Origin of the sequence: Flavobacterium sp. Root186, assembly GCF_001428525.1 — a bacterium.
In the GTDB taxonomy this organism is placed as follows: Bacteria; Bacteroidota; Bacteroidia; order Flavobacteriales; family Flavobacteriaceae; genus Flavobacterium.
Genome location: NZ_LMHW01000001.1, coordinates 278,551 through 304,271, shown reverse-complemented (window position 1 = coordinate 304,271; position 25,721 = coordinate 278,551). Strand labels below are relative to the sequence as shown.

At 36.1% G+C, this 25,721-nt stretch carries 24 protein-coding genes; 10 read left to right on the top strand and 14 right to left on the bottom strand.

Going from position 1 to position 25,721, the window contains the following annotated elements:
• The first annotated feature begins 177 nt into the window (after positions 1-177).
• From ASD98_RS01095 to ASD98_RS01085, 3 genes are all read left to right on the top strand, one after another.
• Entirely contained in the window at positions 178-405 is a 228-nt protein-coding gene (locus tag ASD98_RS01095; RefSeq protein WP_056198902.1) for a hypothetical protein, read from the top strand.
• Positions 406-492: 87 nt separating this feature from the next.
• Entirely contained in the window at positions 493-756 is a 264-nt protein-coding gene (locus ASD98_RS01090; RefSeq protein WP_056198899.1) for a DUF2024 family protein, read from the top strand.
• Between the two features lie 72 nt (positions 757-828).
• Positions 829-1,434 carry a MarR family winged helix-turn-helix transcriptional regulator gene (locus tag ASD98_RS01085; protein ID WP_056198895.1) on the top strand — a complete coding sequence of 202 codons (606 nt, stop codon included), beginning with the start codon at positions 829-831 and terminating at the stop codon, positions 1,432-1,434.
• Here ASD98_RS01085 and ASD98_RS01080 read toward each other — a convergent pair.
• From ASD98_RS01080 to ASD98_RS01050, 7 genes are all read right to left on the bottom strand, one after another.
• Entirely contained in the window at positions 1,429-2,838 is a 1,410-nt protein-coding gene (locus tag ASD98_RS01080) for a PLP-dependent aminotransferase family protein (protein WP_056198892.1), read from the bottom strand. The genes ASD98_RS01085 and ASD98_RS01080 overlap by 6 nt on opposite strands.
• A gap of 78 nt (positions 2,839-2,916) precedes the next feature.
• Positions 2,917-3,483 carry a cysteine hydrolase family protein gene (locus ASD98_RS01075; protein WP_056198888.1) on the bottom strand — a complete coding sequence of 189 codons (567 nt, stop codon included), beginning with the start codon at positions 3,481-3,483 and terminating at the stop codon, positions 2,917-2,919.
• Between the two features lie 73 nt (positions 3,484-3,556).
• Positions 3,557-4,519: a GlxA family transcriptional regulator gene (locus ASD98_RS01070; protein WP_056198886.1), complete on the bottom strand. Its 963-nt coding sequence runs from the start codon at positions 4,517-4,519 to the stop codon at positions 3,557-3,559.
• Positions 4,520-4,538: 19 nt separating this feature from the next.
• On the bottom strand, positions 4,539-5,432 hold the full coding sequence (locus tag ASD98_RS01065; protein ID WP_056198882.1) for a dienelactone hydrolase family protein: 894 nt from the start codon (positions 5,430-5,432) through the stop codon (positions 4,539-4,541).
• A gap of 190 nt (positions 5,433-5,622) precedes the next feature.
• Positions 5,623-5,916: a DUF3861 family protein gene (locus ASD98_RS01060; RefSeq protein ID WP_056198879.1), complete on the bottom strand. Its 294-nt coding sequence runs from the start codon at positions 5,914-5,916 to the stop codon at positions 5,623-5,625.
• A 19-nt stretch (positions 5,917-5,935) separates the two neighbouring features.
• Positions 5,936-6,667, bottom strand: a complete 732-nt coding sequence (locus ASD98_RS01055) for a LytTR family DNA-binding domain-containing protein (protein ID WP_056198877.1) — start codon at positions 6,665-6,667, stop codon at positions 5,936-5,938.
• On the bottom strand, positions 6,667-7,710 hold the full coding sequence (locus tag ASD98_RS01050) for a sensor histidine kinase (protein WP_056199617.1): 1,044 nt from the start codon (positions 7,708-7,710) through the stop codon (positions 6,667-6,669). Before ASD98_RS01050 ends, ASD98_RS01055 begins: the two co-directional genes overlap by 1 nt.
• Before the next feature lie 264 nt (positions 7,711-7,974).
• Between ASD98_RS01050 and ASD98_RS01045 the strand changes: the two genes are divergently transcribed.
• The 4 genes from ASD98_RS01045 (at position 7,975) to ASD98_RS01030 (ending at position 14,515) form a co-directional block, all read left to right on the top strand.
• On the top strand, positions 7,975-9,129 hold the full coding sequence (locus ASD98_RS01045; protein WP_056198874.1) for an efflux RND transporter periplasmic adaptor subunit: 1,155 nt from the start codon (positions 7,975-7,977) through the stop codon (positions 9,127-9,129).
• A gap of 5 nt (positions 9,130-9,134) precedes the next feature.
• Entirely contained in the window at positions 9,135-12,302 is a 3,168-nt protein-coding gene (locus ASD98_RS01040; RefSeq protein ID WP_056198871.1) for an efflux RND transporter permease subunit, read from the top strand.
• Between the two features lie 18 nt (positions 12,303-12,320).
• Positions 12,321-13,727 (top strand): efflux transporter outer membrane subunit, encoded by a 1,407-nt coding sequence (locus ASD98_RS01035; RefSeq protein ID WP_056198868.1) that lies wholly within the window; start codon positions 12,321-12,323, stop codon positions 13,725-13,727.
• Between the two features lie 305 nt (positions 13,728-14,032).
• Positions 14,033-14,515 (top strand): hypothetical protein, encoded by a 483-nt coding sequence (locus ASD98_RS01030; RefSeq protein WP_056198865.1) that lies wholly within the window; start codon positions 14,033-14,035, stop codon positions 14,513-14,515.
• 188 nt (positions 14,516-14,703) lie between these two features.
• On the opposite strand, the gene fucP is transcribed toward ASD98_RS01030, so the two are convergent.
• The 7 genes from fucP to ASD98_RS00995 all read right to left on the bottom strand — a co-directional run bounded on the left by fucP (position 14,704) and on the right by ASD98_RS00995 (position 22,426).
• On the bottom strand, positions 14,704-16,002 hold the full coding sequence (fucP, locus tag ASD98_RS01025) for an L-fucose:H+ symporter permease (RefSeq protein WP_056198863.1): 1,299 nt from the start codon (positions 16,000-16,002) through the stop codon (positions 14,704-14,706).
• A 137-nt stretch (positions 16,003-16,139) separates the two neighbouring features.
• Complete coding sequence (locus ASD98_RS01020; RefSeq protein WP_056198860.1) at positions 16,140-16,583, bottom strand: MaoC/PaaZ C-terminal domain-containing protein; 444 nt, start codon at positions 16,581-16,583, stop codon at positions 16,140-16,142.
• 107 nt (positions 16,584-16,690) lie between these two features.
• Positions 16,691-17,749 carry a Gfo/Idh/MocA family protein gene (locus tag ASD98_RS01015; RefSeq protein ID WP_056198857.1) on the bottom strand — a complete coding sequence of 353 codons (1,059 nt, stop codon included), beginning with the start codon at positions 17,747-17,749 and terminating at the stop codon, positions 16,691-16,693.
• 19 nt (positions 17,750-17,768) lie between these two features.
• Entirely contained in the window at positions 17,769-18,995 is a 1,227-nt protein-coding gene (locus tag ASD98_RS01010; protein WP_056198852.1) for a sugar ABC transporter substrate-binding protein, read from the bottom strand.
• A 2-nt stretch (positions 18,996-18,997) separates the two neighbouring features.
• Positions 18,998-20,134: a CaiB/BaiF CoA-transferase family protein gene (locus ASD98_RS01005; RefSeq protein ID WP_056198849.1), complete on the bottom strand. Its 1,137-nt coding sequence runs from the start codon at positions 20,132-20,134 to the stop codon at positions 18,998-19,000.
• A gap of 1 nt (position 20,135) precedes the next feature.
• Positions 20,136-21,281 (bottom strand): CaiB/BaiF CoA-transferase family protein, encoded by a 1,146-nt coding sequence (locus tag ASD98_RS01000; protein ID WP_056198846.1) that lies wholly within the window; start codon positions 21,279-21,281, stop codon positions 20,136-20,138.
• On the bottom strand, positions 21,278-22,426 hold the full coding sequence (locus ASD98_RS00995) for an ABC transporter substrate-binding protein (protein ID WP_056198842.1): 1,149 nt from the start codon (positions 22,424-22,426) through the stop codon (positions 21,278-21,280). The genes ASD98_RS01000 and ASD98_RS00995 overlap by 4 nt, the downstream gene beginning before the upstream one ends.
• Positions 22,427-22,749: 323 nt before the next feature.
• On the opposite strand from ASD98_RS00995, the gene ASD98_RS00990 reads away from it, so the two are divergent.
• The 3 genes from ASD98_RS00990 to ASD98_RS00980 all read left to right on the top strand — a co-directional run bounded on the left by ASD98_RS00990 (position 22,750) and on the right by ASD98_RS00980 (position 25,609).
• The gene (locus ASD98_RS00990; RefSeq protein WP_056198839.1) at positions 22,750-23,514 is read left to right on the top strand and encodes an SDR family NAD(P)-dependent oxidoreductase; all 765 of its coding nucleotides are present in this window, start codon (positions 22,750-22,752) and stop codon (positions 23,512-23,514) included.
• A gap of 208 nt (positions 23,515-23,722) precedes the next feature.
• The gene (locus tag ASD98_RS00985; RefSeq protein ID WP_056198837.1) at positions 23,723-24,577 is read left to right on the top strand and encodes a fumarylacetoacetate hydrolase family protein; all 855 of its coding nucleotides are present in this window, start codon (positions 23,723-23,725) and stop codon (positions 24,575-24,577) included.
• Between the two features lie 18 nt (positions 24,578-24,595).
• The gene (locus ASD98_RS00980) at positions 24,596-25,609 is read left to right on the top strand and encodes a zinc-binding alcohol dehydrogenase family protein (protein WP_056198835.1); all 1,014 of its coding nucleotides are present in this window, start codon (positions 24,596-24,598) and stop codon (positions 25,607-25,609) included.
• The last annotated feature ends 112 nt before the right edge of the window (positions 25,610-25,721 follow it).

Here is a 25,721-nt window from a genome sequence, read left to right as displayed (position 1 = left end):
AATATATTGCTATTGTGGAGTATAAAAAAAATCCAGTTTTCTCAATATAAACTAGTCCAGATTATTGAAGGAACCAGACCAGAAAATGCTCAGAAATGACAAAACTGGATTATTTAATGGTTAGGTATCCTGCCTAATTTTGTCTCGGCAATGAAGTCAAATTAAAATCAAATCAAAATGAGTAAATCAATTTTTTATCATGCAGGTTGTCCAGTTTGCGTAAGCGCAGAACACGACATTTTAAATTTAGTAAAAGATGTTGAAGTAGTAAACATCGGAGAAGACAGATCTCGAATTGCTGAAGCTCAAAAGGCTGGTATAAAATCAGTTCCGGCTTTGGTAACACCAAACGGAAATGTATTGCACATTAATTTTGGTGCCTCTATGGAGGATGTGATTGGGTAAATATAAATGCCTCTTTGGAGTTTTCTTCAAAGAGGTTTTATAAGACTTCATAAAAAAATAAGTTAACTATAAAAAAATAAGAATAAGATGAAAGTAGCAGTATGGGATACTTATGTAACCCGAAAAGACGGTAAAATAATGCATTTTGATATTTTGGTTAATGAAAATACAGATGATGCAAACCAGGTTTTTGAATATGGTAAAGCATACCTTAAAACGGTTTTACAGGAAGGTCAGCCTTTGACCTCAAAAGAATGCAGATTTTGTCATATCGACAAAGCTCCGGAAGATATTGAAAATCAAATTCTTAAAGATGGTTTTTCGATTATTGAAATGGAAAACTGTTATTAATTTTTCATTTAGAATTATTAATTCGTAGACTGAAAGTGTGTGGGCTTTCAGTCTATTTTATTTGTTAGAATTATGAAAAACATCTTCGATTTAGAAACACAGAACAGTAGTTTAGACGGAAAAATTACAACAGGATTTGAACGTTTGTCTCAGGTTTTCAGGGTTTTGTTATGGGAAAAAGCCAAAAAATATGATTTGAGCCCAATTCAGATTCAGCTTTTAATTTTTATAAAACATCACAAAAAAAACAAAGCAACGGTAAGTTATCTTGCAAAAGAATTTAATTTGACAAAAGCCACAATTAGTGATACCATCAAGGCTTTGGAACAAAAAAAATACATTACAAAAGTTGTAAATGCCAGCGATTCCAGAAGTTCTACGATCGAGCTCACTACAAAAGGTTTAGAAATGATTTTTGTGACAGAAGATTTTACAGACCCTTTATTTGATTTGGTAAAAATAGTACCCGAAAATGAGAAATCGGTTTTATGGAAAAATCTCAGTTTTGTAATTGAACAACTGCATAAGCTACAAGTTATAAACGTTCAGAGTACGTGCCATAATTGCGGTTATTTTGTACAGCAAAACGGAAATAATTATTGCCGGTTAATGGACATTAAATTAGAAACAAAAGACATCAGATTAGATTGTAACGATCATAAACCTGTTCGGTTATAAATATTTTGAAAGTGCTTTAATACCTTCTTCCATTTGCTCTTCTGTAAGCGATGCATATCCTAATCTAAATCCATTTACTGGACTATCAAAACTGAACTTTTCCGGAGTCATTACTTTTATTCCTTTCAAAAGTAATTCAGTGCAGATTTTTTCTGTATCAACAATTTTATTTGGTACAATCCAAAATGCCAGACCGCCTTCGGGTTTCGTAAAAGTAATTTTGTCTTTTAAATAAAGTTGGCAAAGACTTTCAAAATGATCTCTTTTGGCTTTGTAAATGAGGTTTGTTTTTTTGAGATGTCTCTTGATTTTCCCTTCGTTAATAAGATGAAGAACCGCTTCTTCCATAATATTATCACCCTGAACATCAATTATTCTGCGGTGATTGGCTATTTTTTTAATATTTTGAGAAGAACTTGCAACATAACCAATACGCAATGCCGGAGCCACGATTTTACTTAATGTTCCAATATAAATAAAGTTTTTAGCATTGCTGTAGCTCGAAATTGGCAGAATTGGGCGCTGTCCGAAATGAAATTCATTATCGTAATCATCTTCAATAATCGTAAATCCGTATTGATTGGAAAGTTCAATAAGCTTTAATCTTTTCTTCAAACTCATCGTAACAGTAGTTGGAAATTGATGATGCGGCGTTACATAAATCGCTTTTACAGAATGTCTTTCAAGATGATTTTCGACTTCATCTAAATCCAAGCCATCTTTAGTAACATTAACCGGAAGCAGACTCGCACCGGCATTTTCAAAAGCTTCCCAAGCAGGTTTATAGCCCGGATTTTCGATTATCACATAATCTCCTTTTGATAATAAACAATGTGCCGCCAGATACATCGCCATTTGGCTGCCGCGTGTTATGCAGATTTCATCCAAAGAAACATTCATTCCTCGTTTAAAATTCAGCATTTGTACAATCGCTTTTCGAAATTCGATATTGCCAAGTTCATTGCTGTAACCCATAATCTGCCAGCGCGATTTTCTGTTGAATATCTCACGGTATGCGCGTGCGAGATCGTTCATAGGAGCGAGACGGCTGTCGGGAAGTCCGTCATCAAAAACGAGATGCGGTTTATGGTTTTCGACTGCAACATTAACTTGTGTTTCTGCTTTTTTATTTATGCTGATTTCAGGAAGAATATCGGCAATAAAAGTCCCTTTTCGGTCCATTGTAATCAGCCATCCTTCGGCAATCAAAACATCTAAAGCTTCAATTACGGTATTTCGATTCACATTTAATAGTCCAGCAAGTTGTCGGCTTCCGGGCAAAGCATTTCCGCTGGTAAGTTTTCTGGATTTAACCGCATTGATTATAGCATCAGCAATTTGCAGGTAGAGTGCTTTGTCTGATTTTTTATCTAAGTGAATTTCAAATTGCCATGGTCTTAACATCTGGACTATCTTATTTTAATTAAAAGAAAACAATAGGATAGTCCAAATTTACATTATTTTAAGATTGGCATCTTAGTTTTATACTAATTCTAATAATTTTTCAGTGGTAATCACTTCTGCAAATTCATTGTGCAGACTGGCTAAAGTGGTTTGGTGAATTAATTCTGAATCAAATTTTTCTCCGTTTATGCCAATTCTGTCAAATGTAGCCGTGGCATCAGCAATTAATAAAGTGTCATAACCGTAATTACCGGCCATTCTGGTGGTTGTAGAAACGCAGTGATTGGTAGTCAAACCCACAATAACAAGATCGGTGATGTTTTGTTCATCAAGTCTTTCTTTTAAATCTGTGCCAATAAAAGCGCTGTTTACATTTTTTACTATTACAGGTTCGCTGCCAATTGGTTTTGCTTCGTCTTTAATTTCAAATCCGGGATTGGATGGATGTAATTTTGAATTTGGATGTACAGAACTGTGTACAATGTGGAAAATAGGTAATTGCAGCGTTCTCCATTTTTCAAGAATCTGTGCAATTTTAGTTTCAGCATTTTTATTGTTTCGGTTGCCGCCCCAAAATTCTTCTTCGTTAAAACCTTTTTGCACATCAATAATTATCAAAGCGGGTTTTTTGTCTCTAAGTTTCATTTGTTTATCTATTTGATTAGATTGCAAATGTACTTTGGAACTCCATGCAGAAAAAGGACAAACAATAGTCGGTTTAGGACAGCAGATTTTTAATTGAAGGACTCAAAGCATCATCATTTTGATGCAGTACAATTTTTAATTGTTTAGAAGTTTTGTAGCCGCATAAATGTGCAATATGTTCTATTTTATAATCAGAATTGGCGAGAAGACTTTTTGCCTTTTCAATTCTTAATTTAGTGCGGTATTCTGCAATTGTAACTCCGGTTTCTTTTTTAAAAATTCGGGTTAGATTTCTCGGACTTACATACACTAATTCAGCCAGGAATTCAATAGTGGAAGTTTTTTCTAAATTGTAAATAATCCAATCCTGAATGGTATGGATTTTTTCATCGCGATGATTTCGATATTGTAAATAAACACTTTCCTGTTCCTCGGTTCCGTTTCTTCTTTTATAAACTACTAGTTCTTTGGCTATTTTTGATGCCGTTTCCTTACCGTGTCTTTCTTCAATAATAAACAAAGCCAAATCAATTCCGGTGACAATTCCGGCACTTGTATAAATGTTTTCAGACTTAGTATAAAGCGTATTTTTTTGTGTTTTTACAAGAGGAAAATCATTTTTAAGTTTCTCAACAAATTTCCAGTGCGTTGTACATTCTTTATGATCTAAAAGCCCGGATTTTGCCAGAAGAAATGCTCCTGTGCAGACACTGCAAATTGTAGTTTGATTTTGATTTGCTTTATGCAGCCAGTCAAAAAATACTGGATCATCAGAAATTGTATTTAAAGCACGCGTGCTAAATCCGGAAATAAAAATAATGTCTTCTTTTTGCGGATTAACTTTTGTAAAATGAATTAATGAAGAGAGTTCCAATCCGGAATTTGAACTTACAGAAGATTGCCCGCTAATAAATACCAGTTGATAATCGAATCCCAAATCACGAGCTTCCTGAAATACTTCGACAACACCGCTCAAGTCAAGTAAAGTGACTTGTTTAGGAATATAGAAATAAACCGATGGTTTAGTTTTTGTCATTCTTGCAGAAAGTTCTCGTTTATTTTTTCAGTTTTGTTTTAAAAAAATCAATAGTTCTTGTCCACGATAGCGTAGCCGCAGCTTCATCGTATCTTGGCGTTGTATTATTATGAAAACCATGATTTACATTTGGATAAAAATAAGCGGTATTTTCAACTTTATTTTTGTTCAAAATTTCCTGAAATGCCGGCCAGCCTTCGTTTACACGTGTATCTAAACCTGCGTAATGCAATAGGAGAGGAGTCTTTATTTTTTCTGCTTCTTCCGTAGTCGGCTGTCCTCCATAATACGGAACTGCCGCTTTTAAATCCGAAATTTTCACAGCCATCATATTCGAAATCCATCCGCCAAAACAAAAGCCGACAACGCCAATATAACCGTTGCAGTCTTTGTGTGATTTAAGATATTCGTAAGCAGCAATAAAATCTTCGAGCATTTCTTCTCTGGTACGTTTCTTTTGCAATTCGCGTCCTTCATCATCATTTCCCGGATAACCGCCTAACGGCGACAAAGCATCTGGTGCAAGCGTAATGAAACCTTCAATGGCAGCTCTTCTTCCCACATCTTCAATATAAGGATTAAGTCCGCGATTTTCGTGAACTACAATTATTCCGGGTAATTTCTTTTTCGAATCAGCCGGCTGTGATAAAAGTCCTTTTATAGAACCGCCGCCTTTTGGGGAATCGTAGTTGATGTAACCCGTTTTTAGTCTTGGATCTGTTGGCTGCACTAGAATACTGTCGACGTAATTGGGTGTCATAAAACTTAAAAGCGACGGAAGTGTCAACGAACCAACAGCAAATATGGAAAGTTTTTCTACAAACTGTCTTCGGTTAATTTTATTATGCGCATAGTCATCATACAAATCAAATACTTCCTGACTGATATCTTCTTTGGTTATTTTGTTATCCATGATCTTGATTTTTTGGGATAACTAAATTAGGGAATAAAAAGTAAATAAGTGAATAGTGGGTAGTAATTAGTAATTAGTAACTAGTAATTAGTGAATAGTAATTAGTAAAGTGAATAGTTTAGCAAGGCAGACTGAAAACTGCGACTGCGACTGAAAACTGCGACTGAAAACTGTGACTGTAAACCTGAGCTTAAAGACTTTTCAGCTTCTTCATGAAGACTGGAAACACTTCGTTTAATTCATCAAATAATGGATTATTTCGGTGTTTCAGTTTGATTTCGCTGAACAATTTTAATCCAAGCGCAAACTGTGTGGCTTCGTGCGGATTTTCGAATATATTTTTGTCTTTTATTTTTTGTATAATTCCAAATATTTCGTCGTGATTGTCGAATTCTATTCCTAATTCTTTTGCCGGATGAGTATCTCCGTTGGCATATTCTTTTAAGCTTAAGGTTAGATAATATTTGTTGGATTTCTTTTGCATGGTATTTTAATTTTCAATGTTATTTCAGCCATTTATCGACAATAGTTTTAAACGTTTCTTTATATTGTTCGCCCACAGTAATTTCAGTTTTGCCAATGAAAATTGAATTCTTGGTAATGGCGTTTATTTTGTCAAGAGCAACGATAAACGAACGATGAACACGCATAAATTTTGCTGATGGTAATTTTTCTTCTAAAGCCTTTAACGATATCAGCGAAAGCACTCCTTTTTGAGAATCATCAAGATGTACTTTTACATAATCTTTTAAACTTTCGATATATAAAATTTCTTTGAGCGGAATTCGAACCCATTGGTATTCTACTTTTAAGAAAATAAATTCGTCATCAGCTGCAACGGTCTGAAAGTTATTTGAAGCCTCTTCGGTTATTTGCAATACTTTATTGGCAGCTCGAAGAAATTCTTCATAACTAAAAGGTTTTAAAAGATAATCAACAGCATTTACTTTATAACCTTCAATCGCATAATGATTGTAAGCCGTTGTAAAAACGATTTTGGGCACCTGGCCCGGCTGTTCCTGCAAGAGTCTGGCCAGTTCCATTCCGGTTAAATTGGGCATATTGATATCCAGAAAAACAAGATCAGGCTGTTTCTCTCTGATTAAACTCATCGCTTCAACAGCATTATCACAGCTTGCCGTTAATTGTAAAAAGGGAGTCTGTTCGATAAAAGTTTCGACAAGTCTTAATGCGAGGGGTTCATCATCTACTGCTATACATTTTAATACTGTCATTACTCTAAGTTTATTTGCAGTTTTACATCGTACATTCCGTCTTTAGCAATGCTGGCGGTCAGCGAATGTTTGTTCGGGTAAATTAAATGGAGTCTGCGTTTCGTATTCGTTAAACCAATTCCGCCTTCATCAGTTGTTGATGTTTTTTCGAAATACGTGTTTTTTACTTCAAATTCAAGATTGCTTCCGTCTTGTCTCAGCGAAATATAAATTTCACTTTTATCCGTAGCATGAATACCATGTTTAAAAGCATTTTCTACTAAAGGTAGTAATAACATCGGAACAATTGGGTAATCGTGTATCTTTTCCGGAATGTTGGTTGTAATCGTTAATTTTTTGTTCGCACGAAGTTTCATCAATGCGATAAAATCTTTCATAAAGTCGGCTTCTTTGAGCAAAGTTGTTCTTTCTTCTGTGCTGTACAGCAGGTAACGCATCATTCGGCTTAAAGTATGAAGCGCATTTCTGGAATCTTCAATATTGGTATACGTCAGCGAATAAATACTGTTTAGGGAATTAAAGAAAAAGTGCGGATTAATCTGCGCTTTCAGCATTGCCAGTTCGGCCATCGTTTTATCCTGCTCCAGTTTTTGTTTGTGCTGTGCGGCTTTCTGCCAATGCTGTAACATCGCCCAGCTCGTGCTGATTCCTAAAACCAGTAAAGTGAGCATTAAAACATAATTGTCAAAATACGGATTTCGGTATTTTTTAAACCCTAATACTAAACTGATTTTGTTATGAAGATCAGTTTGAGAAGTATAAAAATAAGCAATAACCTGCATGGCAAAAACCGTAAGAAAAGCCCAAACCAAAAACGGAGAAGTATTGTCTTTTATAATGGTTTTTGGAACTATGATTTTGGCATTAGAATAAAAAATAATGATTAGTAAAACCAATACAATCATCTGCCAAAGCCAAAAAACACCCGGAAGAATTACATTCCAGGTTAAAGGCATGTAAAACAACATGATAAATCCCAATAATACCCAGCTCAAGATATGAAGTCCGGTAAAATAATAAGATTTGTATACTTTTGATGCCATTTCGAATTTTATCTTTTTGGCAATATTACTGTTTATTTGAATGCAATTTTGAACCAATCGCTAAAAAGAGAATTACAGCCCTTAAAAACCATTTTTGAACCGACGAGTTTAAAAACTAAACGCTTGTTTAATTTTTTAAAAATCCCATCGTGTGTCAGGCTATCTTTATCGATTGTCATTTGCTCTCCGTCTATTTCAAAATTTTTGCGTGTTATATTTTATTTCTTTTGTTGGCATATAATCGATAATTAGATATTATTTCAAATGAATAAGCAATCATTTTTAAGCATTCTCGCAGCATCAGTTATTATCGCATCTTGCGGTAAAAATGATAAATCGGCTCAGGCCGGAGGCGCACCGCAGGTTAAAGAGTATAAAACGCTGACTTTACAGCCGGAATCTGCTACATTAAACAGCGATTATCCTGCCAGTATTCAAGGACAGCAGAATATAGAAATCCGACCTAGGGTTGAAGGATACATCGATAAAATTTTTGTTGATGAAGGAGCAGTTGTAAAAGCAGGGCAGCCATTATTTAAAATCAGCGCACCAGAATATGAGCAACAGGTTCGTACGGCATCAGCAAGTATTAAAAGTGCTCAGGCCGATTTAAGTTCTGCAAAATTAGCAGTAAATAAAGTAAAGCCATTGGTTGAAAAAGGAATTATAAGTAAATACGATTTAGAATCGGCACAATATACTTATGAATCTGCTGTAGCTTCTTTAGCTCAGGCAAATGCCGCTTTGGTAAATGCTAAAACCAATTTAGGATATACAACCGTAACAAGTCCGGTTGACGGCGTTGTAGGTTCAATCCCGTTTCGTTTAGGAAGTTTGGTAAGTTCTAATACAACAGAACCTTTAACCACAGTTTCAAGCATTGGGAATGTTTATGCTTATTTTGCAATGAATGAAAAAGTGCTTTTGAATTTTACTAAAGATTCAGGAGCTTCATTAAATCAAAAAATCAAAAGCCTTCCGGCAGTTTCTTTATTGCTTTCAGATGGTTCTGCATACGATCAAAAAGGGAAAATAGAAACCGTAAACGGATTAATTAATACCGAAACCGGAACAGTAAATATAAGAGCTCGTTTTCCGAACCCAAAAGGAATTATCAGAAGCGGAAGCAGCACAACAGTTAGAATTCCAAATGACGTTAAAGATGTAATCATAGTTCCTCAAAGCGCAACATTTGAGCTTCAGGATAAAATATTCGCAGTAGTTTTAGGAAAAGACAATAAAACTAAAAATGTCAATATCACGGTACTTGAAAATACAACTAATAATTATTATGTAGTAACAAGCGGTTTAAAAGCAGGTGACGAAATTGTATTAGAAGGAGTTGCTGCTTTAAAAGAAGGAAGCGAGATTAAAGCTCAAAATCAAAAAGCAGAAACAGTATACGCCGATTTAAAATAAAAGAAATGTTTAAAAAATTTATACAAAGACCTGTACTCTCGACGGTAATATCTGTTATTATTGTCATTTTAGGTGTTTTGGGCCTAATTGAGTTACCTATCTCTCAATATCCGGATATTGCGCCGCCAACGGTAAACGTATCGGCAAGTTATACGGGTGCCAATGCAGATGTGGTATTAAAAAGTATTGTAATTCCGCTTGAAGAGCAAATTAATGGTGTAGAAAACATGACATACATGACTTCTACAGCAACAAACGATGGAAATGCTTCTATCAAAATCTTCTTTAAAGTGGGAACAAATCCTGATTTAGCAGCGGTAAACGTTCAAAACAGGGTTTCCAGAGCAACAAGTTTACTGCCTGTAGAGGTAACTCAGGCTGGGGTTACAGTAACCAAAAGCCAGAGTAGTAACTTATTAATTTTCTCTTTATACAGTGAAGATAAAGCTTACGATCAGACGTTTCTTCAAAATTATGCGAAGATCAACCTTGTACCGCAAATTCAGCGTGTAGTTGGAGTAGGAGATGTAACCGTTTTTGGTGCCAAAGATTATTCGATGAGAATCTGGCTGAAACCAGATGTAATGCAACAATACAAATTGATTCCGAGTGATATTTCGGCTGCTTTAGCAGAACAGAATATCGAAGCCGCACCAGGTAAATTTGGTGAAAACGGAAATCAGGCGTTTCAATATGTAATTAAATACAAAGGACGTTTAACAAGTGCTCAGGAATTTGAAGATATTGTTATAAAATCAGTAGGAAACGGACAAATGCTCCGACTTAAAGATGTGGCTAAAGTTGAGTTAGGTTCTTTAAGTTATGCTTCAACTATTAAAACAAACGGTGTAGAATCGGCAGCGATGGCGATCAGCCAGACTCCGGGATCAAATGCACGTGATGTAATCAACAACTCTAAAAAGTTGATTGAAGAAGCGGCAAAGAGTTTTCCAAAAGGAGTAAAATATACAATTCTGGTTGACGTTAACGAAAATCTGGATGCCTCTATTGAAAAAGTAATTCATACTTTGATCGAAGCTTTTATATTGGTTTTCATCGTAGTATTTATTTTTCTTCAGGATTTTAGATCCACTTTAATTCCGGCAATTGCGGTTCCGGTTGCTATTGTGGGAACATTCTTCTTCCTGAGTTTATTCGGATTTACGATTAACTTATTGACACTTTTTGCGATGGTTCTTGCGATTGGTATTGTGGTCGATGATGCGATTGTGGTCGTCGAGGCGGTGCATGCCAAACTGGATCACGGTTATAAATCGGCTAAGAAAGCTACAATTGATGCAATGAGCGAAATTTCGGGAGCGATCATTTCGATTACTTTGGTAATGGCAGCGGTATTTATTCCGGTAACTTTCATCAATGGATCAACAGGGGTTTTCTACAAACAATTTGGTATCACGCTGGCCGTTGCGATTATTCTTTCAGCAGTAAACGCTTTGACTTTGAGTCCGGCTTTGTGTGCTTTGCTTTTAAAACCACACGCAGACGATCATAAACATAAAAGCTATCTGCAAAGATTTTATACTTCGTTTAATGTTGCATTTGAGAATGTAACCGAAAGATACAAGCGTTCTGTAAGTTTCCTTTCAGTTAAAAAATGGATTGTACTGGCGGCTATTCTTATTGCCGGAGGTTCATTGTTTTATATGATGAAAACCACACCATCTGCTTTCGTTCCTGCAGAAGATCAGGGAACTGTTTTTGCCAATATTAGTTTACCGCCTTCCGCTTCGATGGAACGTTCTGATGTAATCGCTAAGAAAGTAGACAGTATTGCGAAGACTATTCCGGGAGTAAAAAATACGCTTCGTATTGTGGGGCAGAACTTTACAGCCGGAGCGGGAAGTGCTTATAGTATGGTTATTGTAAAATTGTATCCTTGGGACCAGCGTGATTTAAGTGTAAATGATGTTATCGGTCAGCTTTTTGCCAAAACCAGCGGCATTCGCGAAGCTAATATTTTCTTTATTTCACCACCAACGATTCAGGGTTTTGGACAAAGTGGCGGGTTTGAATTCCAGCTTCAGGATAAAGGCGGACACACGACTGCAGAATTTTTTAAAGTGAATACGGAGTTCTTAGAAAAGTTATCAAAACGTCCGGAAATACAATACGCAACAACGCCGTTTAATCCTGGTTTTCCTCAATATATGATGGATATTAATTTGGCAAAAGCCAAAGATGCAGGAGTTTCGATAAATTCGATTTTATCAACGATGCAGGGATATTATGGCGGATTGTATGCTTCGAACTTTAATAAATTCGGAAAACAATACCGTGTTATGATTCAGGCTTCTCCGGAATTCCGTACGAATACAGAAGGACTGAATAAAATCTTTATTAGAAACAGTGCCGGAAACATGGCTCCAATTACGGAGTTTGTAAAAATGACCAGAGTTTTTGGACCGGAATCTATTTCGAGATTTAACCTTTTCTCTTCTATTGCTATTACGGGAGCACCAAATCCTGGATTTAGCTCAGGAGATGCGATTAAAGCGATTCAGGAAGTGGCAGCAGAAAATCTTCCGGCAGGTTATGGATATGAATTTTCAGGATTAACACGTGAGGAATTAGCATCTGGAAGTGAAACGATTTTCATTTTTATTTTGTGTTTGGTTTTTGTTTATTTCTTACTGAGTGCACAATACGAAAGTTATATTTTACCATTTGCGGTATTATTCTCGATTCCGTTTGGATTAGCAGGAGCGTATTTATTCTCGATTATTTTTAAACTGAACAGTAATATTTATCTGCAGATTTCCCTAATCATGTTAATTGGACTTTTGGCCAAGAACGGTATTTTGATTGTTGAATTTGCTTTGGACAGAAGACGAAAAGGTCTGCCAATTGTACAAGCCGCAATTGAAGGTGCTGTGGCACGTTTACGACCAATTTTAATGACTTCTTTCGCCTTTATTTTAGGACTTGTTCCGTTAATGTTTGCTACCGGAGCAGGAGCTGTGGGGAACAAATCGATTGGTACAGGAGCTGTAGGAGGGATGTTAATTGGAACCATTTTAGGAGTATTTGTTATTCCGGTTCTGTTTATCATTTTCCAGACTTTACAAGAAAAAGTGAGCGGACCTGCTAAAGATGGTTATGATGACGAAGATGATGACGAGGAAATTCAGTTAATAGAAGCTCACAAAGAGTAAAATTAAATTAAAACAGAGATGACTAATAGTTCAAATAAATATATTCTTATGGTAATTGCAGCCGCACTTTTAAGTGCGTGCTCGATTACCAAAAAGTACGAACGCCCAACAACACTCTCGACAGATAAACTGTATCGTGATGAGGCTTCCGCCGATTCGACTACGATTGCAGATATGCCGTGGCAGAGCGTTTTTAAAGATGAAAAACTGAATGCATTAATTCAAAAAGGATTAAACAATAACCTTAATTTGAAAAATGCTATTGAGAATATCATACAGGCACAAGCTTCACTTCGTCAAAGTAAATTAGCCTATTATCCAACATTGCAATTGGATGCCAATGCAACGCATACTAAGCAGTCAGAAGCTGGACTTAACTTTCCGGCGGGAATCAACATCAATACGTTAACTACAACTTATAAATTAGGTTTAAGTACGTCTTGGGAAGCTGATATCTGGGGGAAATTAAGCAGTTCTAAAAGAGCAGCTTTGGCGAATTATTTAGCAACAGATGCTGCGAAACAAGCGGTACAGACACAACTGATTTCTGATATTGCGAATAATTATTTTATGTTGCTGGCTTATGATAAATCGTTAAAAATTACTCAGGAAACATTAGAAAGCCGTATTAAAAATGTAGCGACAATTAAGGATTTAAAAGAAGGCGCTATTGTTACCGGTGCGGCGGTTGTACAGAGTGAAGCCAATCAGCATGCGGCAGAGGTTTTGATTCCGGATTTGAAACAAAGTATTCGTGAAACCGAAAACGCTTTGAATATCTTATTAGGACAAGCTCCCGGGCCAATTGACAGAGGAGAATTAGGAACGCAGATTATTCCGGAGAATATTGCAATTGGAATGCCTTCGCAGTTATTACAAAATCGCCCTGATGTTCGTCAGGCCGAGTTTAATTTCAGAGTTGCTTTCGAGTCTACAAATTTGGCTAAAACGTATTTTTATCCAAGTTTAACGCTTACGGCAAGCGGAGGTTTTTCGAATTTAGAATTAAAAGATTTCTTTAGTAATTCTATTTTTTATTCGATTATTGGAGGATTAACACAGCCCATTTTTAATCAGGGTAAAAACAAATTGAGGCTGACAACAGCACAGTCGCAGCAATTGCAGGCATACAATAATTTCCAGCAAAGTCTTTTAAAGGCAGGTCAGGAAGTTTCAAATGCTTTGTATGCGTATCAAATGGCTGTTGAAAAAGAAGACTCGAGACAAAAACAAATTGTAGCCTTAGAAAAAGCAGTCGATTTTACACAGCAGCTTTTAGAATACAGCTCTGCAACTAACTATACAGATGTATTAACTTCTGAACAAAACCTTTTAGCAGCGCAGTTAAGCGGAATCAACGATAATTTACAGAAATTACAAGCCGTTGTGAACTTATACAGAGCTTTGGGAGGAGGCTGGAAATAAAATTGTTTCAATTTAACATTACGTTCGTCGTTAAAATTCGAACCTTGGTCTAAAAGATAATTTAATGTAAAAAAAAGAGTATATTTTTGATTGGTTAAAAATATTAGTATATCCGCCATTAAATTAAATTGAAACATGACTAAAACGCCTCAGAAATGGGGCGTTTTAAATTTAACATGTATGTCGGCTGAAAAGCACTCTTCGTCGATTGTTTTAACGATTTTGTATAATGAATGAGGTAAACGTAAATATTGGCACTACTTTAGATTAATATCTACTAAAATTAATATTTAAAACTCAAAATCATGAAAAAATTAGTATTCGCCTCAGTATTATTTATGAGTGTATTTTTTGCCCATGCGCAGGTATCCGTCAATGTTAATATTGGAACACCTCCAAGTTGGGGACCAGAAGGTTACGATAACGACAGGTATTATTATTTGCCAGACATCGATGTGTATTATGATGTAAACCAAAGTGTGTTTATTTACGACAACAGCGGAAAATGGCTTCGTGCTAAAAGGCTTCCTTCAAGATACAGACAATATGATTTGTATTCAGGTTACAAAGTTGTTTTAACCAATTATAGAGGAGATGCTCCGTATACTTATCATACAAAACACAGAGCCAATTATCCGAAAGGTTATCATGGAAAACCTCAAAAAAATAGAGGGCCAAAACCAGAAAAGTACAACAAACCTAAAGGTGAGCACAAACACGATAATAAAAATAACTCTAAAAAAGAGTCAAAAAAAGACCACGATCACTCCCACAATGATCGCCATTAATTAAATAAACATGACTAAAAAACGCCTCAGAATGAGGCGTTTTTTTATGAATCTAAAATCTAAAATCTAAAATCTAAAATCTAAAATCTAAAAAATCTAAAATCTAAAATCTAAAATCTAAAATCTAAAATCTAAAATCTAAAATCTAAAATCTAAAATCTAAAATCTAAAATCTAAAATCTAAAATCTTATTTCAAAGTCTTTACCTTATGCCCATATAAACCAAACGATAAAATAATCACAAAACATAAAAGCGGAATAATATATCCAGACTGAATATCATCGTGTTTCATATCAATTAAAGTTCCCATTCCGTACGGAAGAATCGCACCGCCTACAATTGACATTACAAGCCATGAAGAACCCGTTTCAGTATTCGATTTTAAGCCAACCAATCCTAAAGAGAAAATCGTTGGAAACATAATTGACATAAAAAATCCGATTCCGCCAAGTGCATAAATAACCACAATTCCGGTTCCGTAAATGGCTAATAAACAAAGTACAATACTGGCACCACAGTAAATCGAAAGTAAGACATAATCTTTTACAAACTTCAGGAAGAAAGTACCAATAAAACGCCCCGCCATAAACAAGAAACCGTAAACACCAAGATAATATCCTGCTGTTTTTTCGTCTAAATGTGCACCTTGTTGTGCAATTCTAATAAAGAAACTCGTGATACAAACCTGTGCGCCAACATAAAAAAACTGCGCCACAACTGCCCAGCTTAAATGACGGAATTTTAAAACAGAGAAAAATCCCGGTTTTATTTCAGCTTCGGTATGTTGTGGTTTCATCGAAGGCAAATGCATGAAGTAAAATATGATTGCCACCAAAACCAATACACTTCCTAAAATGATATATGGCATTTTTACGGCTGCTGCTTCGCCTAATAAATACGTTGCTTTCTCAGCTTCGGGCATTGCGGCCATTTGTTGTGGAGTATGATTTTTTCCTGATAAGATGAATAACGAACCCACAATTGGAGCCACCATAGCCGCTAATCCGTTGAAAGAAGCCGCTAAATTCAATCTTTTAGAAGAAGATTCAGCAGGGCCCAAAATCGCAGCATATGGATTGGCACTTGTTTCTAAAATTGTTAATCCGCAGCCAATAACAAACAAAGCGAATAAAAACAATTCATAAGTTCTTGAATTTGCAGCGGGTACAAATAAAAATGCTCCCGCAGCAAAAACCAATAATCCGGTAATGATGCTGTTTTTATAACCAAATCGTTTAATGAGCATTCCTGCCGGAATCGCCATTATAAAATAAGCAAAAAACACCGAAGTATCAATCAATGTCGATTGGCGGTTGTTTAATTCACACGCCTTTTTTAAATGCGGAATTAAAATAGAATCCAGATTATGTGCCATTCCCCAAAGGAAAAACAAGCTGGTAATTAAAATAAATGGCAGAAGATAGTTTGTTTTTCCGCCTTCAGTCGGCACTTCGTGTAGATCGCCTGTTTGGTTTGTTACTTGCATTAGATAGATAGTTTTTTTATTTTTATTTTCGAGGTGCTAAGGTTCTAAGGTGCTAAGATTCTAAGTTTTACTTTTTGACATCAAAGAGCCCTAAAGCACAATTTTTTTAAACCTTAGAATCTTAGCACCTTAGCATCTTAGTCCCTTTTCTTAACCAGTAATAAATGATCACATACCAAAACCACTTCACCTCTTTGGTTGATGATTTCGACGTGTTCTGTTACGGTTCCCATTTCTGGATTTTTTGCTTCACCTTTTTCAGAAATGGTAATCTCAGAATGGATCGTATCGCCAATGTGAACTGGTTTTACGAATCGCATTTTATCGTATCCTCTTGAAAAAGCTTCCGGGTTTATTTCAGAAGCAGTTAGTCCGATACCGATAGCAAAAACCATAGTTCCGTGCGCAATACGCTGCCCGAATGGCTGTGTTTTACACCATTCCTCATCCATGTGGTGCGGGAAAAAATCTCCCGTGTGTCCGGCATGAACTACAAAATCCGTTTCTGTAATTGTTCTGCCTAATGTAACTCTTTTATCGTTAAGGAGATAGTCTTCGAAAAATGTTGATTTGAAATACATAAATATTTAGTCGTAAAGTTGTAAAGTCCAAAGTCTAAAGTCAAAAATTGAAAGCTGTAAAGTTTAATAAACGAAACTTTAAGACTTTCGACTTTTGACTTTAAGACTTAAATTATAATTCCTCCGTTGTTATTGCTGATGTAACACGCTTCAACCACTTTCATGGTATCTAAAACATCCTGAACACTTGCCAGTAATTTAGAATCTGAACCTTCTTTAAAGCGCATTAGATTAGACATAGTTCCAATGAAAGCTTCTGGAAACCAAGAACCTTCTAAATCTATTTTTTTCCATTCGTATTGGCCTTTTTCATTCTCAATAGCGTATTCAAAAATGTCAGGAAGTCCATCAGGATAATTCATTAACAATCCCATTTTGGCTTTGATCGCTCCTTTTGTGCCTTCCCATTTAATATAACTTTCTTCGTGATTTGGACCAAAGTGATGATCGTGATTCGTATTGATGACCACATGCTTATCTTCGCCATAATCTAAAATGATAGTAGAACGGCTTGAGGATAATTTTTTAAGCGGATGTTTAGCTGTTTTCGCCATCACACTTTTCGGATTTCCCAGAAACGAGCGAATGCAATCGATATAGTGAACGCTGTGAAAAAGAATTTCTAATCTGGGATGTTCCTTAATCAGTGGAAACAATTCCCACGGCGTATTTACCGTAACTTTAAATTCAAAATCGTATAAATCGCCAAGTAATCCTTCATTAATTAAATATCTCGCAGCGCTGACAAAAGGTGAAAATCGAAGTTGGAAATTGATGGCAGCAACAAGGTTTTTTCTTTCGCAGACTTGTACAATTTCTCTGGCTTGAGCCAAATCATTTCCCATTGGTTTCTGAATCAAAACAGCAGCGCCGTCGGGTAATTGCTCTAAGATTTCGATATATTGATCGGGCAAAACCGTAATATCGTAAACGGCATTTGAAGGCGCATTTTTAACCGCATCGGCAACATTTTCAAAAACATGCTCAATCTTAAATTCTTTGGCTAAATCATGTGCTTTTGCAATCGTTCTGTTGGTAATACCAAAAACCGTAAAACCGGCCATTTTATAAGCGGGTAAGTGGGCATCTTTTACAATACCGCTTGCGCCAATGATGATAATGGGCTGTTTGGTTTCGGGCAGTAGAGGTTTATATGGAATATTCATTTTGTTAACTATTTTAAGGTCAATTCGTTATTTTTTCAATATTTTGCTGTGTTTCTTCTAAAAGTGTTTTCGACGAAATATCCGTTTCAATCGCTTTTAAAACCATTTTATCTATCAATTCTGTCACTTTCGGCCAAATGGGTGTTTGTGGTAAAGTCAAAGCATTTTCATGGAGGATTTCAAGTTTATGATAATACGGAATCGTTTTGTTGATTTCGGCATTATTCCAAGTTGATTTTCTGCATCCAATTCCGCCTTCAGTTGTCAATAATTTATCGCTTTCAGCTGTTACTGCAAATCGTAAAAAATCATAGGCAAGTGCTTTATTTTTACTTCCAATGCCAATTGTATAAAGCCAATACACATTTAATGAAGCCGTTTTGTGGTTTTCATCGTGCGGTAATTCGGTAATATCCACTTTGCCTTTTACTTTCGATTCTTCAATTACTTCACACATCGAGGCAAATCCAAACCAATTGATTGCCATTGCGGCTTGTCCTTCGGCGAAAGCCATTCCAGCTTCAACAGAACCAAAATTCTTCGAACCCGGATGAACCGCGTGTGTATTGTTAACGATTTTTCTATAATAATCTAAAGCTTCAATTGCTTGATTATGATTGATATTTATTTTGTTTTGAGGGTCTAAAAGAGATCCTCCGCGCGTCCATAACTGCAGACAGAAATCGAAAACCATATTATGACCGTCAGGATAATTGGCAAAAACACATCCAAATAAATTGCTTTCCGGCCGATTAAAAAATGCTGCAATTTGGGTGAATTGCTCCCAGGTTTTTGGAGGGAACAATTCGTAACCAAATTGTTTCTTAAAGTTTTCTTTTTCGGATAAATCTTCAAATAAATCTTTTCTGTAAATCAGACATTCCGGTCCGTCGTGAAATGGAAGTCCGTAAATGCCACCATTAATCTGCTGTAGATTTAATAGCGATTGATGCCAGCCTTCAGGATAATCCTGCGGCGGGTTTTGATTGATAAAAGAGCTTAAATCGAGAACCGCTTTTTCATTCGCAGCATCAAATATCCAATCGGTATTTAAGTGCGCAATATCCCATTTTCCGTTTTTTAAACCTTTATTGGTGATGGTTTCTTCATAAAGATCGTGCAGTTCCAGGGGTACCATTTCAACCTCAATCTGAATATTGTTTTTTAAACAAAATAGATCCCACAGCTTTTGCAGCGTACTTTCAAAAGGAGAAAATTTTCTAACAGCGATTCTAAATTTCTCCATATCTATGCTATAAATTCTTTTATAATTCGCTCGTTATCTTGTCCTAATTTTGGAGAACCTTTACCAGAGGTAAAATATTCGCCATCAATTTTTATTGGGCATCTTGTAGTTTTATACGAATAGCCGTCAAGCATTTCAACCTGCTGTGTAAATTCTAAAACTTTAAAACCCTCTTCTTTGAAAAGCTGTTCGTAGTTTAAAACTCCGGCGCACCAAATATCAGCCGGTTCTAAAATATCCAGCCAAAATTGTGTTTCCTGTGTTAATAAGTGTGAAGCCAGAATATTTTTTATTTCGTCTCGAAGTGTGAATTTATTTTCAGGAAATTGTAAAAGTGCATCACATTTCAGCAATGAAGCCAAAACCGGAATCGATCCCATTGCCAAAGCGAGATAACCGTTTTTAGTCTGGTAAATTCCGTACGGTGCGCCTAAGTATGCGTGAGCATTATTAGTTTTAGTTCGAACTGGCAATTCGCCGCCATCATTAAAGAAAGTTGTAATAGTTTCAAACTGAAAATCAAAAGCAGATTCCAGCATGCTCACCTGAACCGTTCCGCCAACATTTTGTGTTGCTTTTCGGTATAAAGCTGCTAAAATTCCTTGTGCTAAATGTGCGCCCGCAAGCATATCAACTATTGACAATCCCATTGGCACCGGACCGTCTCCCTGATTACCGCTCAGCCAGGTCAAAGCCGTTACAGATTGTAATAACAAGTCCTGTCCCGGTAAATCTTTAAGTTCAGGATGATTTCCAAAACCTGAAATCGAAGCATAAACCACAGTTGGGTTTATCGCTTTTACATCGTCATAACTTAAACCAATGCGTTCCATAACGCCTGGTCTGAAATTATGCATAACAACATCGGCTTTGGCTAATATTTTTTTTAATTTTTGAAGTTCTTCCGGCTGTTTAAAATCAATGGCAAATGATTCTTTATTTCTGTTTATGGTATGAAAAACAGACGATTCACCGTTCATGATTAAGTCAGAAGTATATAAGGTTCTACAAATATCGCCAGTTCCCGGTTTTTCAATTTTTATAACGCGTGCGCCTAAATCGGCCAAGCGAAGACTCGCTGACGGACCCGAAAGAAACTGACTAAAGTCTACTATTAAATAATCTTCTAAGGGTTTCATTCTACTCGTTTAAAAATTGTTCGTGTATTTCTAAATTATCTTCGCCCACTTTTGGAGCTGCTTTTGTACTGCTTAAAATTTGACCGTCAAGCTGAATCGGACTTCTGGTTGTAATTAAAGTTTTGCCGTCTGAATTTTTTACAGTTTGTTTTAATTGTAATTCATTTACAAAAGGCTGCTGGTCTAAAGTTTCGTAATTGAGAACTTTTCCAGCCCAAATACCTTGTTTTTGAAGTAATTCTAACCAGTAATCTGCTTTTTTTTCGGCTAATTTATCGGCTAAAAGGATTCTGATTTCGTCTCTTTTTTTAAACCAAAGATGTTTATCAGCATAATTTTTTAAGTCGACTCCAAGCGTATTTCCTATGAAAATTAAATCGCCCATTGCCAGCGAAATATAATCGTCTTGTGTTTTGTAAACTCCGTAAGGCGCACTCAAAAAGGCGTGTGCACTTCCTTTTATATCACCTCGTTCAGGCTGTTGTCCACCATCGTTTAAGAAAGAGGTAATCGCTTCAAACTGAACATCCAGAATCGATTCCAATAAACTTACTTCTACCAAAACGCCTTTTCCGGTTTTGGCCCTTTTCAGTAAAGCAGCTAAAATTCCCTGTACGAAATGATTCCCGCACATTAAATCGGCTACAGCCAGACCAAACGGAACGGGTCCCTGACTTTTTCTACCGCTCAGCCAGCTCAAACCCGAAAGTGACTGCAAAAGTAAATCCTGTCCCGGTTTTTTTGCCCAAGGGCCTTTATCACCGTAACCTGTTATGATTCCGTATATAATCTTCGGATTTATGGTAAGCGTTGCGTTATAATCTAACCCGATTTTTTCCATCACACCCGGTCTGAAATTATGTGTCATAATATCAGCCTTTTCGATTAGTTTTTTAATTAAGACCAGATCGTCAGGATTTTTTAAATCGGCTGCAAACGATTCTTTATTTCTGTTAATTGTATGGAACAAAAGACTACTGTCATCCACAAATAAATCTTTGATACTTAATTGTCTGCAGGCTTCACCTTTTACAGGACGCTCTATTTTAATAACTCTCGCACCTAAATCGGCTAACTTTAATCCGGCAGAAGGACCCGCCAAAAACTGGCAGAACTCTAATACAATTAGCCCTTCTAATGGTTTCATAAATTTTGCAATTTTAAAGATTTAGCATAAAGCCCATTCAATGCATCTAAAACCAGTTCTTCGTCGCCGCCATTTATTAGATAATCACGAACCACATCGCCTGCATGATCCTGAAAATACATATGTCCGGAATATCTGGGTCTTAAAAAAGCTCTTTCTAAAGCCGGTAAAGTATTTTTGAAATAATTGTTTGTTATAGCATTGATTCGGTCGTTTTTCCAGGCTTGTAAATGTCCCGGCTGCCCTCCGTTATCAGCAAAAATATTCTGCTGTACTTGAGACGATCCCGTGAATTCAGCATAACGAATCGCTTCCGGAATGTGTTTGCTGAAAGAAGAAACCGCTAATCCAGTGCCGCCCAGAGAGCTTATCATAGGCGAATTATTCAGTTTTACCAAATCATAAAAATGAAGTAGATTTTTGCTGTATCCTGCTCTTGAATAATTAGAATATCCGTAAGCAAAAGGGCAGTAGCCAATTTCACCTGAATTTACCATCGCTTCATACACCTGAATTGGATTTCTGTTAAAGTTGGCCGGATCAATTAATTGTGCCAATTCACGAAACATCTGTAGAGCTTTTTTTCCTGTTTCCACAGAAATAACTTTTTCTTCAGACTGAAACGGAGCTTCGCTTAAACTGCAGCAAAACATATAAAAGCTCATTAAAACATCAACCGGAATTCCGGCAAAGGCAACTAAACCTTTTTTGGCCAGAGCCAATAAATCGTCGTATGTCTGAGGTACTTCAAGTCCCTTTTTCTCTAAAATATCCAAACGTGCCGCAGCAACCGGAGTAGCAGCATCAATTGGCAAAGCCCATAATTTATTGCTGAAAACATAACTTCCGTATGATTTACCAACAGTATTTATTTCCTGATCTTTAATATAATCGGCAGACAGATAATCCGAAAGCGGGAGGATAGCATTAGTATGTGCTCCAAAACCTGTCCACGGATGGTCGATTACCAATAAATCAAATCGTTTTGCTAAATCTTCTATAGAAGCATCTGCAAATTCTTGTAAACTTCTTTTCTCCCAGGTAATTTCGATATCCGGATTTAACTCGGTAAAGCGTTGTGCCGTTGCAACCATTGGTAATAAACCTCTTGTATGATTCCACGTTATGCCTTTTAATACTGCCATTGGTATTGATTTATGTGTATGGAAAATAATAAATGTAAAAAATACAATTACAAAATTAGGAATAAGATTGAATTGAGCAAGAAAATGTAACTTTTTACATTGATTTTTTTATCAAAAGTTTTGAACAAGGCATATTTTTTTACAAAGCAAATAAAAAATGTTATAATTTATTAAAGAATGATCATTTTATTATATTCGTATAAAAATAAAATGCAAATTTATATTTAATCGATTACATTTGTAATTGTGTATTTTACATTTATAAAATTAGAAGTACTATTGGTTCAATTAATTAAGATTCTCAAATATTAAATTATAATAAAATGTTTTCATTACAAAGTAAAAAAGCAGTCATAACAGGAGGCGGCAGCGGGATTGGAAGAGCTATCGCAGTACTTTTTGCCAAACGAGGAGCAGAAGTTCATATTATTGATTTATCTATTGAAAGTGCACAGTATGCTGTTGACGAAATTAAAAATGCGGGAGGCAATGTGTTTTCGTATGCGTGTAATGTTTCCAGTCAGGCTGATGTAAAAGCGACTTTTGAAAAAATAGGAAACATTGATATTCTAATTAATAATGCAGGAATCGCTAATGTTGGAAAAGTAGACACTACTTCTGAAGCTGATTTTGACCGCGTGATGGACGTAAACGTAAAAGGAGTTTACAACTGTTTGTTTGCAGCGATTCCACAATTCCGACTTTCAAATGGTGGTGTAATTTTAAATATGGCATCAATTGCGGCATGGGTTGGTATCTCAGACAGATTTGCTTATTCTACAGCAAAAGGAGCTGTAATGGCTATGACTTTATCTGTAGCAAGAGATTATTTAAGTGAAAATATCAGATGTAATTCGATTTCTCCGGCAAGGGTTCACACGCCTTTTGTAGACGGATTCATCTCTAAAAATTATGCTGGAAAAGAAGAAGAAATGTTTGAAAAACTTTCGAAATCACAGCCAATCGGCCGTATGGGAAAACCGGACGAAATTGCCGCCCTGGCTTTATATTTATGCAGCGAAGAAGCCGGATTTATCACCGGATGCGATTACCCAATCGACGGGGGATTTATTAAGTTAAATAACTGAGAAAGGGGCTAAGGTTCTGAGAGGCTGAGATTCTAAGGTTTTTAGATTTTAGAAAAATATTTAGTAGTTCAATTCCGATGGCAATCAAGATCACAAACTCAAAAATTATAAATAAATTAGAAAAGTTACTAAAGTACTAAGGGACAAGAAAAAAACTTAGAACCTCAGAACCTTAGTAACTTAGAACCTTAAAAAAAAAGAAAAAAAAATGAAATTAATACGTTTTGGAGAAATCGGAAAAGAAAAACCAGGAGTTTTAATTAATGAAAAAAGATATGATGTTTCTTCTATCGTTTCAGACTTTAACGAAAGCTTTTTTGAAGAAAATGGCTTAGAAAAATTACAAAAAGCATTAGAAAGCAATCCGGTTTTACCAGAAGTTGATGCCAGTGTACGTCTAGGATCTCCGGTGGCGAGACCTTCAAAAATAATCTGCATTGGATTAAATTATGTGGATCACTGTAAAGAAACTGGCGCACCAATTCCAACGGAGCCAATCATCTTTTTTAAATCAACAACTTCTTTATGCGGTCCGGACGATGATGTAATTATTCCGAAAAACAGTGTAAAAACAGACTGGGAAGTGGAGTTAGCATTTGTTGTAGGTAAAAAAGCAAGTTATGTAGAAGAAGGAGAGGCTTTAGATTATGTTGCAGGTTATGCTTTATTGAATGATTACAGCGAAAGAGAATTTCAAATCGAGCGCGGCGGACAATGGGCAAAAGGAAAAGGCTGTGATACATTTGCGCCTCTTGGTCCATTTTTGGCAACGAAAGATGAAGTAAAAGATGTTGATAATTTATCGATGTGGCTGAGCGTAAACGGTAAAAAATACCAAGACAGCAACACGCTAAATTTAGTTTTCAAAATTCCTTATTTAGTACATTATTTAAGTCAGTTTATGACTTTGCTTCCTGGCGATATCATTAGTACAGGAACACCTCCGGGAGTTGGTCTGGGTATTAAACCAGATCCAATTTACTTAAAAGCGGGCGATGTTGTAGAACTTGGAATTGAGGGTTTAGGTACAAGCAAACAGACTGCAGTTGCATATCAAAAGTAATCTAAAACAAAACTGAAGATGAAATTTATTGTATGCGAAAAACCGCAGGAATTTAAATTAAAAGAAAAAGAAATTCCGGAACCAAAAGAAGGTGAAGTTCTTTTAAAAATTAAAAGAATCGGAATCTGCGGGACTGATATTCATGCTTTTGGCGGAACTCAGCCGTATTTTGAATATCCTAGAATTTTAGGGCACGAACTGGCTGCAGAATATGTAAAAGGAAATGCAGAAGGTTTTAAACCTGGTGATAAAGTAACTTTTATCCCGTATTTCAACTGCGGAACTTGTGTTGCGTGCCGAAACGGATTGACAAACTGCTGTGTAAATATTAAAGTTTTCGGAGTTCATATTGACGGCGGAATGGCTGAATATGTTTCGATTCCAGAACAGTATTTACTTCACGGTCAGGGATTAGATTATGATGAACTGGCTTTGGTTGAACCATTGGCTATTGCAGCGCACGGAGTAAGAAGAGCGGCTGTTAAATCAACTGATACGGTTTTGGTAATGGGAGCAGGGCCAATTGGAATTGGATTAATTCAGTTTGCTAAAATTGCAGGAGCTAAAGTTATCGTAATGGATATTAATGATTATCGATTAAACTTCTGTAAAACCGAACTAAATGCTGATGAAACGATCAATCCGTTAAACGATGATGTTGCTCAAAAATTAGCTGAATTGACAAATGGTGACATGGCAAATGTGGTTATTGATGCAACCGGAAACCAAAAAGTAATGAATAGTGCTTTTAACTATATTTCGCATGGCGGAAGATTTGTTTTGGTTGGGCTTCAAAAAGGGGAATTGAGTTTTAGTCACCCTGATTTCCACAAAAGAGAATCGACTTTAATGAGCAGCCGAAATGCCACTATCGAGGATTTTGAATATGTAATGAAATGTTTGAAAGAAGGCAAAATCGATCCTAAAAAATACATTACGCACAGAACAAGTTTCTCAGAAATGATTACTGATTTCGGACAATTAATTGATCCGAAAAATAATGTAATCAAAGCGTTAATAGAGATAGATTAAGAATGTATTAAATAAAAGTTTTACACCAAAGTTTGTCATTCCGAGGAACGAGGAATCTCCACGAGAACTCTACAAAGATTGGTGAATTTCTAGATGGAATTTCTTGCGAAGA